The organism is Streptococcus hepaticus (genome assembly GCF_043656315.1).
In the GTDB taxonomy this organism is placed as follows: Bacteria; Bacillota; Bacilli; order Lactobacillales; family Streptococcaceae; genus Streptococcus; species Streptococcus hepaticus.
Window position 1 is genome coordinate 12,487 of record NZ_JBINIY010000017.1, and the last position, 16,688, is coordinate 29,174.

The following is a 16,688-nucleotide window of genomic DNA, read 5'->3' on the forward strand; positions in this document are numbered from 1 at the left end:
CTTTTCAAGCCCGTTTCCTAAATCCTTTAATGCGTATATTTGTCAAAGTTATTAAAATATAGGTCTTCGACAGCTGTTATGACATAATTTATATTATGTAAAACCTATAAATTATCTAAAGCATTCTTCTGTTCGTCGTTGACGATATGAGTGTAAAGGTCTGTAACTTGGGTATTGGCATGACCAAGCTGGTGGCTAACCAATACTTGTGATTTTGTGGCGTCGTAAAGCCGAGTCGCGAGTGTGTGGCGGAGTTTGTGCGGTGTCACGCGGATTTTGAAATCAGCAGAATATTTTGCTACCATTTTTTCAATACTAGATGCATCCATGCGGTTGGGCATACCACGATACTCAGATAAAAAGAAAGCAGTGTCTGTTTTTTCAGCCTTGTAACGTTGATGACGAATAGCAGCATAGGCTTCCAGATAAGGCTTGGCAAAGCCAGCTACATTGACAGAGTCCCGTTTGCCACCTTTACGAGTGACATCAATGATCATCATTTTTAAGTTAACATCTCGCAAATCTAGATTCACCGCTTCAGACAAACGCACGCCAGATGCCAAAAGAAGTGCTAAGATGGCTAAATCGCGTTCTTTATTTTTTCGGAAAGACGATTTAGCACGATTGGAAAGCTTGTTTTCGTATTCTACATCAACATATTCCAAAAATTCCATGGTTTCATCGCCTAAAAAGAGTTTTTGCTTGATATTTTCAGCTCTGGCAGCAAGGGTTTCCTTTTTCTTTTTGGTTGAAACTTTTTTCATGACATTTCGGTAAAAATAAGGCTCACCTTGCTCATTTTCAACCTCCTCCGTCAGATACTTGTAAAGACTGGATAAGGCGGATAGCGTACGGTTAATGGTCGTCTGAGAAACACCATTTTGAGTCGTATTGGCATTCAGCAACGGACGTTCACGCAGATAAAGGATAAACGACTCCATATCTTTCTTAGTCAGATTTTCCAAAGTATCTAAGGAAATATCTGAAATCTGTGAGCAATCTACAAGCCCAGTATCTATGAGCCACTCAAAAAAACGTCGATATTCCTTGAGGTATTCGTACAAGGTTGTAAAACTGTAGGGCACAGCCAGCTTAGATTGATAGTAATCCAACACAAACCAAGGCATGATATTTTTCAGATCATCAATTTTTTCTAGTAATAATTCGCGGCGCATGATATTCTCCAAATTTTCTATATAATATAATAAGTAGTATAACATGCCTATATTCATTTTTCAAGAAAATTATAGTTTTTCGGAAAGATATAATGGATATACTCCCAATGATAACCAAAAAAAATTTTTTAGGAAAAATCAGCTAATAATGTACTTAATTCAAGTCTAAACTGGAATTTCTAGATACCCTCATTTTTCCATAAAAATGTACTTTATTAACGACAAAACTGGAAATTTTTTCAAAAGTACATTTTTCTAGTTAATTTGATACCTAAAACTATATTTTCGGACATAGAGATACCCCCAATTTTTACATAAATTTAAAACAAATCTATACATTAGACCTGTTTTATTATTTCTTAAATTGAACAAAATGAGCTCGTTTTCTTCTAAATCCTTTACATACCGAATAAGGCTCTTGATTTCTTATCTCATACATTATTCTATTTTTAATAGATGCCTTATAGCGATGTTCGGAATTATTGTTGCAAATCCACCATACTTGCTGGCTGCTATTTTCGGTTTGGTTCTCAGGTTTTCCAAGCAACATATTGTTTCGATAATCCCATTCTTTCAATAAATGAGGGTGCGTTTCACTCATGTTATTTTCTACATAAGGAACATCTAGTTTATTACAACTGGGACAGACATTATCGATACTTACCGGATCAGTTAAGTATCTGTTCAGTACTACATTGACACTTTCTCTGTAGCTTATTTGACATTTATTACAGCACCAACTGTAGTTTCTATTACTTTTGTAATCCAGGATAACAGATTCTGTAGTAATATTGTTTTCTTTATCCCAGATTGTTTTCAATTCAGGGTAAATATCAAATAAGGTATTTACACCCTTTAAAGGCAACTCATTATTGCAATACGGACAGCAACTTTGAATTTCTCTTCGAATTGGTATAGAGCAAAGATAATCGTTTTTACAATCTGAGCAATTCCACCAATATTTCTTAGTTTCTACATTTGTGAGGGCTAGAAACATAGGTATTTTATTTTTTTCACTCCATTCTTTGATAAGAATGGGTTCGTTATAAAGAGAATTATTTTTAAATACACTGGTTGACCATTCGCAGAAATTTGGGCAGGATTGAAAATTGGGATTTTCAGGTTCTGTTCGAGCAATCATTTCTTTTGGACTGCATTCAAATGAAATATCGCAACAAGGGCATTTCCAAGTGATTACTTCAGTGGATTGGTTCCAATATTCTGTTAGACTTTCCAGGTTATTTGGATGTAAAAATTGTTTTAGATATGGATGGGTTTTATCTAGTGTATTAAAGCCTCTCAACATTTCTTTGTTGCAACAAAATGGGCAACTATGGTTGGTTCTTTCATAGACTTTACATGTGTAGGAACCCTTGCATTTTAAACAACTCCATATTACAAGAATGTCTGAAAGCGCATCAACTTGATTAGGTGATATGTTATTCTCTTCTGACCATTCATCAATGTAGTCTGGTGTTAAAAAATCCAATGGTGCATTTGTTGATGAATTCTGTAATGGGTTATTGAAACTTGCATTGCATTCAGTACAATAACTGCCGTTTCGCCTTATTCTAGCGAACAAACTATCAATTGGCATTTTGAAATCATAAAGACACTTGTCACACTTCCAATGCATCGGTTTTGTAACATTTGTGTTTAGCCTTAATTCATTGAATTGACTATCATTCAACTCATCGTTGTATATTTGCCCTAGATTCGGATAGACTTCAGAATAGTGATTCTGGTAAGACATCTCATTGCAACCGATATGAAATATTTCCTTTTCCTCAGACTGAAATAATCTTAAATTTATAGCTGCATCTCTCCAGGAGCTATGACAAGTTGGACATTTAAGTTGGAATATATGTCTAGAGTTAAATCTTTGATTCTGTAGTAAGTGGCTAATCGTTTCTCTATCCTCACGATGATAATTTATATAATTCTCAAAGTCAGGAAACATAGCTTTGATGCTATTTATCTCACTAATATGAACTTTTCCAAGATTGCAACAAGGACAAAAATCGGGAATCTTCAGACTTATTTTATAAATGTCATTGATTTTAGCCTCCCATTGATACGAACAGCTAGGGCAAATCCAGTTTGCATAATGCCGACTATTTACTTTTGTACTTTCTAAATCCAATATATTCAAGTTCAAATTCCAGTATAACAGCATAGCTGGCACTTCTTTTATTGTTTTTATCATACTTCATCTCTCAATAATTTGTTTTGCTATCTAGTAAATTTTTTATATTTACAATTTTATTTTTAGCTCCATCATTGCTGGTTGATTTTGATTGAAGATCAATTTTCGAATCTGCAGTAATAATCTGACTTGCTAGATAATCATCAGAAATGATTCTATTCTCTGATTTTAAAAGCCACTCTGCTTTTAATAGTTCGTTAGCAATTTCGGGATAGACAGTAGTTTTGATGATACTTTTAAGTGAGCTGATTTCATCCATTAATACCTTGCACTCTTCAATATTACTTGATGTCAATTCAAGTTGATCCTTTAACTTTTTATTCTCAATTACCAGAACTTCTGCTTCATCTTTATACTTTAAAGCCACTTCAACAATCCTTTTATAGTATTTATTCAGTTCAACTAGTGCTGAACGGATTGCTCTAGGTGTTCGATTGGTCATCATAAAACTGTCTATATCTAAGGTCTTGTAAGTAATGATGGTTTGAAATTCTTCATCCTCTGCCTCAGCTTTTCGTTTCTCGATAGTTAATCGAAAATTTTTATTTCGCCTCAAGGTAGTATCGGTAACTTCGGGAAAACCTGTAACTCTTAAGTAATCACCGAATTTTGGTAATTTGAACAAAGAAATATCATTTGAACACTCATTTAAGATATATTCCTCGAATTTCTCGAATAAATCTTCATCAGAAATTAGCCTTCTTCTAGCCATTTAACCCCTCCGCTTTAAATATTTGTTTCGCAGCTAAATACTCTTGATACGAGTGGCTTACAGACGATAGCTTTAAAAGTGCCTCCCCAATATCTTCCAAATTCCCCTTGCCTTGTCTGACTCGTTTTACAGCTTCATCAACAATTAGGGCTTCTTGGTCAACTGACTTCTTGTAAGTCTTATCCATTGAAAAATACTCTTTTCCAGCCTTGCGATAGAACGGACAACTTGTGCAGGCACCGAGCTCTGCATGATTACTGATGACTTTTAGACAATCTGAGTAATCACCCGAAGCAAACCTTGGTGAGTAGCACCGTCCTTTGTTTTCTAATTGAACAAACGCCTTTCCTACTGTATATCTAGGCTGAGATTTGCTAATTTCATAGCTAGTTTGAGAACTGGTTAGCTTACGATAAACTTGATAACTTCGACATTCTATGAATTGACTAAGATTTGAAAAATAATGTGACGAAGTTGCTACGTTATCATGACCTGCAAGCAACATTGCAGTTACTGGGCTAGCCCCTTCAGCAATTAGGTTGATCATTGCAATATGTCTAGTGTCTCCGATATGGATAAAGTTGATTTCCTTATCTTCCAATCGTGATATAGGGTCGATGTAATGTACTTGATAGCCATATTTCTCCTCAATAATCTCATTGAAGAAATACTTTAATATGGTGTTGATATTTTGATACGTTAAAAAGCGGTTATTGATACCTGTCTTTCTATTCCAACGCTGGTAATGCGCATCGGTTACAAAAAGTGTATTTAATTTTGTTGACTCTAAATCTTGTGTTAAGTTTAAGTAATGCTGGATAGATTGAGCAAGATTAGTGGGAATCTCATAGGTCGTTAGGTAATAGTCTTCAGTAATTTTATGTGAAATCGCCTTCTCTCTTCCTTTTATGTTATTTCTTCTAAGAGTTAGGTAATACTTACCATTCTTCTCAGATAGGCAATCTCGTTGAGTTAATAAAAATTCCCGTGGGCGTAATGGAACTACTGCTGTAATTTGCCACCAAAGATAAATTGGGTAATAAAACAACCTTTCAGCTTCAGGGAGGGGTTGAGACCAATAGTCAGTTAGGATATCGTTAAATGCAAAATAGGACTGAAATTGAGCTAGTTGACGCTGTTGCTTTGATTTTGATTGATATTGCAATGCTATCACATGATCTAGTTGTTCCAAGAATTGATTCATTTGTGAATCTTCAACGCAAGGTAGACTTGCAAAAAAGTCAAAACATAAGTTGGGAGCTGATAATTTGATATTTGCCATATCCGATACAATATTCTGCTTTGTTGTTTTTACCAATCTTTTTACATCTCGTAAAAAGATTTGCAAAGTGGTCAGGACATGCTGATCCATAGATAAGACTACATAAGACTTCAAATATTCAATAAATGAATGGTAGGAAAAACCTATCAATGTCTCAAAATATCGTTCATATTGAAATCGGTTAACATTGAAGAGAAAATTCACATTAGCATATTCATTAGTTAATAACCATTTTCCTGATTCAAAATCAGGAGTAAGAATGATATCTTTTTCATAATAGTCCTTAAAATACACATGTGCCTTATCAACCATGACTTGATCGATTTCAGTAATACTTTTAATGGTTTGAAATAGCTTTGCTTCTGTAATCAATGGATCAACTCCTTTATTATTTCTTCATAGTCATTTAAGACTTCCTCACCATATTGTTCAGACAGCGACTGTAGCATTTCAGTCAAACAGGGCTTCAACTGCAATTCCAATATTGCCCTTATCTTTCCTTTTTCTAAATCATCTTTTACTTCGTTATAACGATGGTTCAAACGATTAAATTCTCCGATGAGAAGCAAAAGCGTTGATTTCGTCTGTAATTCATATTGACAACCTACACAATGTTGTTTGTCTATGTAGGGGCAAAGTTTACCAAGCGCAGATAATAAGCACATGCTTTCAGCCTGTTTGGAAAATGCTTCTCCATTACCGATTCTATGGCAAACTGTCAATAATTGTTGAGGACTCAACTGCTCTTGAATAACTGTTTTTAGCGCATTCTGCGAGCGAGAATCAGCTCTTATACTAATTTCTAAAGTTTTTTCTATTTCCGCAGGTGTCAGATCTAATTCTTTAATCATCCGTGTTTGTTGACTTGGAGTCAGCTCTTTGTACTTGCCTCTCGTTACAATCGTCAATAACATTGATGGAACCATTGATAGTACACCTCTCTCAAATAGTTCTTTTGCAACCATTTCAGGCTGCACTTGCCCTAATTGAGCATCCTTTAAGTATGTTGACGTCGTTTGAGCAAATTCATCGTAAGAGCCTTTGTGACTTCTAGCTAAGGCTGCTAAGAAATACCCTTTTATGTTGAGTTCAGATTTCTCCTCTATGACATCATCGGCGAGCATCGCAACAGCTTGGAGATATGATTTATTTGCTGAGCGGCTACTAAAGTTTCTTTCTAAAAATAAGCTACCAATTTCTTCTCCCATGTATCTATGAATTCGTTCATAGTTGGATATCTTTCTGATTAGAGGTGACTCAGAAGCTTGTTTGTTTGCTATTTGAAAATGTGCCTCACAGATAGCCAGGAGTGTTCCAATCAGCACCTGACAGCTCTCAGGCACATGGAATTTTAATTGGCTGACATTTGAAGCTCTCTTAGTCTTGTTTGGAGTAATGTTGAGATATGTTAATCTTGTGGTAATACTAAGGAGTGTTCGCCTTGCCTCACCAGTAGTCCAAGTACCATTCTTGACTGCCCTTAGTATGTCGTTAGGAACACGTGATAATTTGGGGTGTCCAATTCTTTCCAAATCTGTAGTTCTTAAGGCACATATAAAATGGAGTGCAAGATAAAGCCAAGTGTCAGCGTAATCTTTAGATTGGGCCGCAAGGTAAAGCATGTTATTTTTTTGAATATAGTCATCATTAAAAAGATAAAACATCAATTGTAAGTAGTCATTCAACTCGTATGCTCCGTTTTTATCTTCAAGCGTATAACGATTCGTCATAACATAAGAGTTTCTGTAATGTGTCACACCTTTCCCTAATAACCAATCAGAAAATGATATCAACTCTTTACCATGAGACTTACTTAGTGCTTCGGTTGCGTATTCAATGAGTTTTTCAAGGTTACGATCATTATAAAGAAAAATGTCCTTCTCCAAATAATAACAAAGAAAATCCATCAGATAAAATTGACTAGCTTCTTCAAGATTATTAACAGTTGCAAATTCTTTAAAATATTGGTGTGACATGGGAAATTTTTGTTTAAAAATTGCCTCCATCGATTCAATTCCAGGCTCAGTTGTCAAAAAGCTAACTATTCGCTTCTTTAAAAGCTGAGTATCATGATCTTTAATGCACTGATTATCTTTATTTATCCCAATATAAAACCACTTATTATCTAATAAATATTGACTTATCTTTTCTCTCATTTTTGGAGTATCTGCATTTAACTCTATTAAAAGAGCTTCAAGAAATCTTTTTAAATCGACTGCCACTACTCTCCTCCTCCAAATAAATCATTTGCTCTCCAACTCATATAATCAAATACACCGTTATTTACTTGGTTATATTGCTTGGCGATTTCTCCCTTGTTTTGTAGATACACCCAAGCACTATCTGGCGATTTATCTCCGCGGGCAGACATCAACTCACTAATCTCACGGACACCCGAAATAACCAATTGAGTTGTGTACCAGTGTCTGAAAATATGAGGTGAGATATTGTGCTCTTGCAAGAGCTGGCCAAAGAATACTACTTCTGCGTCATCAGACTTTAGGTAAAGAGGGATCATCTCCTCCCTGATTATCTTACGGAACCGTTGATAGTAGACATCATAGGTCAATGCTTTTCCTTGCTTATTTAGATTTAGCGGTCCATAATCCTTCTCATACTTCTTTCCTTCCATATATTCCATGTAGTCGTTATAAGTATCTACAAATACTTCAAGGAAGATATAAGGTACAGCCTGCATACGCTCCTTCTTGATGCGTCCTGTAGGCTTTAAATCGCTACGCAGAGGCATTTCCTTTCGTAAGTCTATCTCAATCTTAAATGTCTCTCCTTCGGATTGATGAAAAAGAATACCAGGTCCTAGAGGACTATCTTCTCTCCTAACGTTACAGGCTTCCGATGGACGCAGACCAACGAATGCTCCCAAGGCTACCACCATGAGTAAATCTTTGTGCTGCTTTGCGATATGAGCAAATAACATCTCAAAGGCTGCGTTTGGCATATCACGAAAAATCACCTGTTCCGTATTGCTGTCGTCATAGAACACTTCGAAACTAGGCTCTTTTCGCTTGATCAGCTTTCCTCTTTTGTTGGTAAAAGATGTTGTAGTATAGAGCTCCTGGGGGGATAAGATAGCTTTACCTTTCCTGTCCTTTAAATAAAGCGTCAAAAAGTCCAGTATAGTATTGACACAGATTTCAACAGTTGTCTTCTTGCGATGCCTAGTATCTCCAGGTAATGTCCCTAGTCCGTAATGCATGAGGAAGTCTCTCACCATCTCAAGGGTTAGTTGATCTAAACTTTGAAGAGTATGTTCAGAAAAGATATAATTTAGAAATTTAATAACATACGAAAAACGTTTGTTGCCATCATCTGAAATTGACTTTATTTTAGAAGATGATTGTACATAGCGATGAAAATTGGTAAATTGTAATCGACCATCTTCGTGTTTTAAGACGATAAACTGCTTCGTCACAATATGATGATCACCTAAAATAAGAGAATGTTTATAACAAACGAACTTCATAGCACCTCCTTTTTCTACTTTGATTGGATGTCCTGTCTTGAGTTTGTTATTGCTAAGAAATGCAAAAAAAACGACCAAATCAGTATCATCTCCCTTGAAAGGGAATATCGATGAGTACTTTCATTGATCGTTTTATTGTTTAATTTGATTCAATAACAAAAGTAACTTCATCTTAGTAATGAGAGCTATTCATTAGCTCAGCAACAACGACAACCACAGTAGCTCCCTCTGACGATGTAGAGAATACCTACCGTGGCTATCTATTTACTCTTTTTCTTTTACTTTTGTAAGTTACTTTTGTTATTTTTACTTTTTTTGTATTATATCATATTTTGATTGAATTGTCACCGGGGATATTATTTTAAAAATCTACGGGTATTTAGTTAACTATACAGTTATCTCTGCTTAGCTTGTATCGATGAAAAGCATAAGGATGTCTTTACACCTATTGAATTTTATCTAATCTGTAAAATAATATTTTTTTGCAACATAAAGTTGGAATTATTCCTCATTTGTGTTAAAATAAGGATGATAAAGGATGTGAAAATTAATGAGATATATTGGTTCAAAGAAAACACTTTTAACTGAAATTAAAAAAATGGTTGATAAACACTCTAACGGTTCGGAAGAGATTTTTTTAGACTTATTTGCCGGCACCAATTCTGTTGGAAACTATTTTAAGCAGTATTATACTGTTTATTCAAATGATCTTTTGTACTTTAGCTATGTACATGCTAAGGCTACAATTGAGAATAATGAAAAACCTCTATTTTCTAGACTTGCTGAAGTTGGTATTGAGTCACCAATGACATATTTACAAAACATAGATGTTACCAATACTGAAGTTGGTTATTACGAAAAAGCTTATTCTCCTACTGGTAACGCAAATTATTTATCTGTGACTAACTCAAAAAAAATAGATTCTATTCGAACTAAAATAGAGGAATGGAAGTCTCAAGATTTATTAACAAGCCATGAGTACTACTACCTCCTTTCTTCTCTTATTGAGTCAATTCCATTTGTTAGCAACATCACTGGAACGTATGGAGCCTTTTTAAAACATTGGGATAAAAGAGCATTGAATGACTTAGAACTACAAGATTTCACCGTTTTGGATAACTCTAAGGAAAATAAAGCATTTAATGAAGATGCTAACACTTTAGTTCAGCGCATTAAAGCTGATATTGTATATATTGACACTCCATATAATTCAAGACAATATGCCTCTAACTATCATCTTCTAGAGAATGTCGCTAGAAATGAACAGCCTGAACTAAAAGGTGTGACAAGAATTTTTGATTGGAAAAAACTGAAAAGCGATTATGCAACAAAGAGCAAGGCTCTGTCCGCAATGGAAGATTTAATAAAAAATATTGATGCAACTCATATTATTTTGAGTTATAACAACGAAGGAATTATTTCTGAGGACGATCTAACTGATATTTTAAAAAATAACTCAATAAACGGCGTGGTAGAGGTGAAAAGAATTCCTTATCGGAAATATCAATCAAAAAAATCCTCAACATCTAAGGAGTTATATGAACTACTCTTTTATATTCAAAAAAAAACATTTAAGCAGGGACAACAAGAGAAGTCTGAAAGTAAACTTGGAGAAGTAAAAGTAAGTTCAACTAAAAAATATATCAAGAGCCCATTGAATTACATTGGAGGAAAATACAAACTTCTGAATCAAATATTACCACTTTTCCCAGATAATATAAATACATTTGTTGATGTATTTAGTGGCGGAGCCAATGTTGGTATAAATGTTACTGCTCACAAGTACATTTTCAACGATATGAACAATCGTATAAATGAAATGTTTCGGTATTTCCAAATCCAATCTCCCGTTAAATTAGTACAAGAAATTGAAAGAAAAATTGATTATTGGGAGCTCAGTAAAACAAACGAGAAAGCTTTTTTAGATTTTAGAAAACATTATAATAGCAAGCCTAATCCATTGGACCTTTATGTTCTTTCCTCTTATAGCTATAACTATCAATTTCGATTTAATAACTCAATGGAATTCAATAATCCCTTTGGAAGAAATCGTAGTCATTTCAGTGAGAACATGAGAAATAATTTGTTGAATTTTACAACAAAATTACAAACTTTAGATGCTGTATTTACAGATATATTTTTTGAAGAGTTTGATTTCTCAAAATTAACAAAAGACGACTTTGTATATTTTGATCCACCATATCTTATTACTACCGGTAACTATAATGATGGAAATCGCGGTTTTTCCGATTGGAATGAGAAGAGCGAGCAAAATCTATTTAAGATAATAGATGACTTGAATGAACTTGGAATTCGATTTGCACTGAGTAATGTTACTGAACACAAAGGGAAAACGAATCATTTGTTAAAGAACTGGATAATTGAAAAAGGTTATCATGTTCACTACCTTAACTATAATTATAACAATGCTTCTTATAATTCTAAATCAAAAGGCAGCCAGGAGGTCTTGGTGACTAATTACCTCCCTGATTCTCTGTAACGTAATGATTGAATTCATTAAAATCTCAAATTCACCATATTAAAACAAGCGCGGTAGCTAATTTCTACCCCGCTTATTTTAATTATTTATTAACAAAAAATATCCTAATTTTGCTATTTAGTTTGCATAAGCAGTGGAGCATATTGCTCATAAGAAATATTGTTATCAAGAATTGATTCTATAACTTCCATTTTTTGCATTTTATTTGCCTTGTAGTTGTTAGCTAATAAGAGTAATTTTGCAAACTCTACTGCGCCACCTTGATGACCAGTATCTGCTCTAAAATTCTTTAACTGTATTTCATAATTACCAGCAAAACTTCCAGAAATATATGCGAAATATATATTGTCTATATTCTCAGGACTAATGTCCCACCAAGTAGGCTTAATATCTTTTTTTCGTTCATTAAATTGACGCAAATATCTACCCATAGCATCTGTATTGCTTGCTGTCAATGGAAATCCTTCTGAGTAAGCCTTAGAATCTAAAACTATAGCACAGTCATCATCCCAAACAAGTCCGTCTGGTTTTCTAATACCTCCAAGATGCTGCCCAGAAAAATCTAGTTCTTCCAAGAAAATTTTTGTTGAAATCACTTCAAACTCAGTATTTTCAGCATTAGTAGTTTTCTTCTTATTCGCTATATCTATTCCTTTTAGATATGAGTGATCAACTCAGTCTAATTCTGAGCGCAATTTATTCTTAAATTTGTCAATTTCTGTTTTTTCTAGCACTACGTTTTTTTGGATAGGTATTTCAAAATCATAGAGACTTTCTTTTAATGTCAGCTTATCATCTACAATATCTATTTGAATACCTATTCTATTGATCCCAATGCAGTCATCTAATACTTCTTCTGGCGTTACTTCAAGAGATGGATAATCAGAGTTGATCATTTTGGATATTTCTGACGCTTTTAATGGATTCTTCTTTTCTGACAAATGTTTTAGTATTAATGAACGCGTAGTTTTTTTGGCTATTGCTTTCTTATCTTTAGTTGCAAAAAATTCCCACATGACTCTCTTTTTACTTCTAGGATAGCGAGATTTACCATTTACTTGCTTCAATGCAGTTAGACCTTTAGGAGTTATTTGATAAACCGCTCCTAAAGTAATTTCAAAAGTCCGACCATTGTATGTGTGCGATACTTTTTTGGTGGTTGAATTAGCTAATCCAGAGGCAACCAAAACACCTGCAAGCCATCTCATGTACTTATCAGAGGTACTCTCAAAATTTGACTTTATTTTTTTCTCAGCTTCTGCATCTTGATCAATCTTGGCCTGTGCAATTCCATTTAAAAAAATTTCAACTGGAGCAGTGTCAAAGCCTGGTTCATCAATAAAGCCAAAATTTCCCCCCAAATCAAACTTTGAAAACTGCTTAGATGGATTTTCTCCAAGTAATCTTAACAGCCATGCAGTATACGGATATTCTAACAATCTTTGATACAGAAAATCATCAAGAGCGACTTCGTTACCTGATTCATACAGTTGAACTGCTTGAATTCCCAAATCTGTTATTGTGAATGATTTACTTACCCTATGAAATTCCAACAAACCGAATGCTACAGCAACACTAACATAATTCTGTGCAGCCCAATCAACAATTGCTAGTCTTTGGCCCTGACCTGGAAATACTGCTTGAACTAAACTATTAGCTTCACCTTTTGTTCTTGTCCCAGTAAGCTGTTTCCAAGTAATTAATATAGGATCAGTATCAATTGCAGCTATGAGTTCATTTTGGATTGTTGAATCTGTCACTACTTCTTTTAGCCTTTTATTGATCAACCATTTATGGATTTTTGATTTTGGTACAAATATTGAAACAACTTTTACCAACTCTTTTAAGTCTTGGCTAACATCCTGTCCCAATCCAAATGACAAGTTATTTAATTGTGGATATTCAGTAATAGCAATTGCCATAAAAACCTCCTAAATATAGTGCTATTATATCATGAATAAATAGTCCTGTACAATACAGAACTAAACCCTTTAACTAAAGAATTTGTCTAACGTTTGGCAGTCTGCACATATCTTAGCTTTTTAATATGATAAATTGCAAGAGTTGAGTAAAAAAGACCACCCCAGCGTCATCAGAATTGATAATTGGGAATCATTTCTCTGACAATGCGGCGAAATCTTTGGCAATAGACATCATAGATTAATACTATGCCTCGTTTGTTTAAGTTCATATGTCCAGAGTCTTTTTCATACTTCTGCATTATCAAGTTCCTACCTTTCATCGTTTCTATGTTCTAGTCACATGGTCGTCAAGTCGAGATGAAAGAACTACAGTTTCTTATATAAGTTATAAATAGGATAATCTAGATATCGCTCTTGTATCTCTTTATCTAACTTGTTCCAAAATAAGGAAGCTTGAGGTTTTGATTTTAATAATACGGACGCGCCAAAGCAAATTTCATCTTTATCGTAATTCTTGATTAAAATGTTACTAAGAATCTCAATTTCAACGTTATTCAATTCGCGATTCCTATACTTAATTTGAAGATCATTTATAATAGCAATCTCGCTATTCTGGAAATAATTTAAGTTCCAGTTAGAGAGCCTCTGAGCCCAATCTAGCAACAATTCTCTTCTTGAAATGTCTTCTGCCATGTCGGCAGCAGCAATTATTTTTATTATTGTATTATCAGCACCTTCATGCTTTAAACTATTATCAACTAGTCGTTGATAGGAGGCTATTACTGAATCAAAGTTACAATTATCTATCTTTAACCATTCATTCGGTTCAAAAACTTCAAAAATAGAAATATCTGAATAATCTTCATCTTCTCCTCTTCGACACCAAGGAGTTTCATTAAAGATGTCTATCATGGTTCCGTTCTTATCATCTTCAAATTCATATAATGTGATAATGTGGATATTTGCAATCTTAAGATGAAGTAATTTCGAATCATCATAATCTGGGGTAACTTTCTCTTTTAAAAATAGACCTGAATTAAGAACATTTAGGTTTCTTTGAGATTGATTATCAAATAAAGATAGATCAACCTCTTTTTTTATACCCATATTGATCATGAAGTTTGAAATCTGTAATAATTCTTTTATCTGATTGTCTAAATCACGAGAAGTAATATCTAATAAAGACTGTTCATCTAGCTCTATTTCATTATCATTGAGAGTGAAATATCCTGTTTTTCCTAATTCTTGAAGAGCTTGAGTACACTCTATTGCTTTTGATAGCATATTAGGTCTCACAAAATTTAGTTTGAATAGCTTTTTATTAACATCAACAAACATTTTAAAGGCTCCACCAAAATGGAGCTGTACACTCCCATCAGGGAAATGATGTCTCTTTACATCTTTAAATATATGACTACCAACTCCAATAGTTAAATCTGTTTCTTCGTAAGTTTCAACAACTCTTATTGTATTATCAAGAGGAATTTCAACACCAGTTTTTGGATCTTTAACATATACAAAGAGATCATGTTCCTCTTGATAATTAAAAATATCTCCTTTATCTTGACCATAAAAATAGAACGTTATATCTTTATCATCTGCAATATTTTCGATTGAGATTCCATCAGCGTCTATAAAACTATATTGCTTGCGACTATTGGAAATAAAATCAACTAACATCGGATACAGTTTTTCTTCATTTAATTTATGAATCTGTATCGAAACCGTTTTTGGGGTTGCAGATTTAGTTTTTAATTTACTTTTTTTAATCAGCTTCTTTATAGAAAGAGGAGGCAGTGACTTATAATATATATCTCTTAAATCACCGTTCTCATTCAACCAAACAACGAATAAGACTACTCCACCATTTTTTGAATATAGTTCTAAATCATTCATGGCTAATGAAAAATGTTTAAGCATGTTTTTCTTTTGTTTTGTAGCTTTAATTTGAGCAGGTACTTTACCAAATATTTCGCTCTTCTTCTCGCTAGAAGTTCTAAGAACATGGACTTCTCCGTCCCACGATGGAGTTTTATCATTATTATCAAAATATGTCTGAAGCAACTTATGCTTATTGATAAATGTTGTTAGGTATCCAACACCTAATGTTTCAATCTGTCTATTGTTTGCCAAACACTCACCTCACTACATAACACTATTTACCATTTATTATACCACTAACAAGATAAATAATACGGTATGTAGCCAATACTATTGCACTTAATATGCGCTATATTATTTTCAAAAAAATGTACAATTGAGCCTATTACCTCACCACCATTTTCGATATTATTTTGTACAATTGAATCTCTAACCAAGCTACAAACTCCTCATCCGATAATGTACTTTACTAGTGTTTAAAATAATGTACAAATTAAAAATAAAGTATATTTTTTGAAGAATGTACTTTATGCTTCTATCTCAATATTATCAATGGTTTAGACTATGTTAAGTCAATTGTTCATAAATTTTTAGTTTTCCAATGACTGACTACCAATATAATATTCTATCTTATCTAGAAACTCAAAAGGAACTCATTCGAGTTCCTTTTGAAGATGATTAATAATCTTCTAGCGCCTCTGGGGGAAGGCTTTCTTCCAAATACGTTCCATATAGAAATAGAAAAATTCTGACTTAAAGATTGAAGCGTCTGATTTCAAGAATGTTGAATAGGTTGCCATTTCAATTTTTTAGTAGCAGCTTTTTGTGCTGTAGTGTCATCTTTTGTTTCAAGAAGTCCTTCAAATCTTTCTTTTCATCTTTGCGATCGTGATCGTAATAAAACTCAACAACCTCGTTATTTTTCGCTTTTACGCTTTAACTTTGACGGTTTTCTTCTCAGTTGGCGCGATGTAACTCGGAATTTCTTTAGCAGCAATTGCTACAGTCTCACCTGCAAATTCGCGTTGTTTTGTTGACGTTGCAATTTCCTTACCACTGATTCGGTCGATATATTTGATTTCAACTTGTTCGAAGATACGAGTTTTGTCTTCTAATTATTTAATATTGGCAAATGAGCGACGACGCGACGAGCTTCTTCTTCAGAAAACTGGCTTCTTGAATTTCTTCGATAGCCCATTTGATTTCATAAGCTGGCGCCTTGTCAAATGTTTTACAAGTTTAACAATGATGTTTGTTCCAGAAAAATCTAATTTTTTAACTGGTGCAACAATGTCGCGACCTTCTTGGTCTGCATAACGGACAGTGTAGTTCACAAACTTACGTTTGGTTGATGCTGGGCCTGGGCTTGTTTCTTGTGTCTGAGCTACTTCTGTGCTGTTTGCAACTTCTTCAGCAGAAATTATCTGCGTTTGAAGAGAGAGTGAGCACAAAAATGCAGCAGCTAAAGTGCAAATTCCAATTTCAATATATCAGCACAAGCATGTGAACGTGATCTGACATCATAT

10 protein-coding genes and 1 pseudogene are annotated in these 16,688 nt (G+C 34.0%); 1 reads left to right on the forward strand and 10 read right to left on the reverse strand.

The window, feature by feature from the left end:
• Positions 1-104 precede the first annotated feature (104 nt).
• The 6 genes from xerS to ACHUFA_RS09760 all read right to left on the reverse strand — a co-directional run bounded on the left by xerS (position 105) and on the right by ACHUFA_RS09760 (position 8,859).
• Entirely contained in the window at positions 105-1,175 is a 1,071-nt protein-coding gene (gene xerS / locus ACHUFA_RS09735; RefSeq protein WP_394405795.1) for a tyrosine recombinase XerS, read from the reverse strand.
• A gap of 352 nt (positions 1,176-1,527) precedes the next feature.
• Complete coding sequence (locus ACHUFA_RS09740; RefSeq protein WP_394405797.1) at positions 1,528-3,381, reverse strand: zinc-ribbon domain-containing protein; 1,854 nt, start codon at positions 3,379-3,381, stop codon at positions 1,528-1,530.
• A gap of 10 nt (positions 3,382-3,391) precedes the next feature.
• Entirely contained in the window at positions 3,392-4,093 is a 702-nt protein-coding gene (locus ACHUFA_RS09745) for a hypothetical protein (RefSeq protein ID WP_394405798.1), read from the reverse strand.
• On the reverse strand, positions 4,086-5,747 hold the full coding sequence (locus ACHUFA_RS09750; protein ID WP_394405800.1) for a hypothetical protein: 1,662 nt from the start codon (positions 5,745-5,747) through the stop codon (positions 4,086-4,088). The genes ACHUFA_RS09745 and ACHUFA_RS09750 overlap by 8 nt, the downstream gene beginning before the upstream one ends.
• Positions 5,744-7,597 (reverse strand): hypothetical protein, encoded by a 1,854-nt coding sequence (locus ACHUFA_RS09755; RefSeq protein WP_394405801.1) that lies wholly within the window; start codon positions 7,595-7,597, stop codon positions 5,744-5,746. Before ACHUFA_RS09755 ends, ACHUFA_RS09750 begins: the two co-directional genes overlap by 4 nt.
• The gene (locus ACHUFA_RS09760) at positions 7,597-8,859 is read right to left on the reverse strand and encodes a site-specific integrase (protein WP_394405803.1); all 1,263 of its coding nucleotides are present in this window, start codon (positions 8,857-8,859) and stop codon (positions 7,597-7,599) included. The genes ACHUFA_RS09755 and ACHUFA_RS09760 overlap by 1 nt, the downstream gene beginning before the upstream one ends.
• Before the next feature lie 550 nt (positions 8,860-9,409).
• On the opposite strand from ACHUFA_RS09760, the gene ACHUFA_RS09765 reads away from it, so the two are divergent.
• Positions 9,410-11,359: a Dam family site-specific DNA-(adenine-N6)-methyltransferase gene (locus tag ACHUFA_RS09765; RefSeq protein ID WP_394405805.1), complete on the forward strand. Its 1,950-nt coding sequence runs from the start codon at positions 9,410-9,412 to the stop codon at positions 11,357-11,359.
• Between the two features lie 113 nt (positions 11,360-11,472).
• Here ACHUFA_RS09765 and ACHUFA_RS09770 read toward each other — a convergent pair.
• From ACHUFA_RS09770 to ACHUFA_RS09785, 4 genes and pseudogenes are all read right to left on the reverse strand, one after another.
• Positions 11,473-12,018: pseudogene (locus ACHUFA_RS09770) on the reverse strand (restriction endonuclease FokI C-terminal domain-containing protein); the annotation flags it as partial.
• A 15-nt stretch (positions 12,019-12,033) separates the two neighbouring features.
• Positions 12,034-13,281: a restriction endonuclease FokI recognition domain-containing protein gene (locus ACHUFA_RS09775; RefSeq protein WP_394405807.1), complete on the reverse strand. Its 1,248-nt coding sequence runs from the start codon at positions 13,279-13,281 to the stop codon at positions 12,034-12,036.
• 366 nt (positions 13,282-13,647) lie between these two features.
• Complete coding sequence (locus tag ACHUFA_RS09780) at positions 13,648-15,414, reverse strand: DUF4365 domain-containing protein (RefSeq protein ID WP_394405809.1); 1,767 nt, start codon at positions 15,412-15,414, stop codon at positions 13,648-13,650.
• A gap of 908 nt (positions 15,415-16,322) precedes the next feature.
• Entirely contained in the window at positions 16,323-16,613 is a 291-nt protein-coding gene (locus ACHUFA_RS09785) for a hypothetical protein (RefSeq protein ID WP_394405811.1), read from the reverse strand.
• Positions 16,614-16,688: the final 75 nt, after the last annotated feature.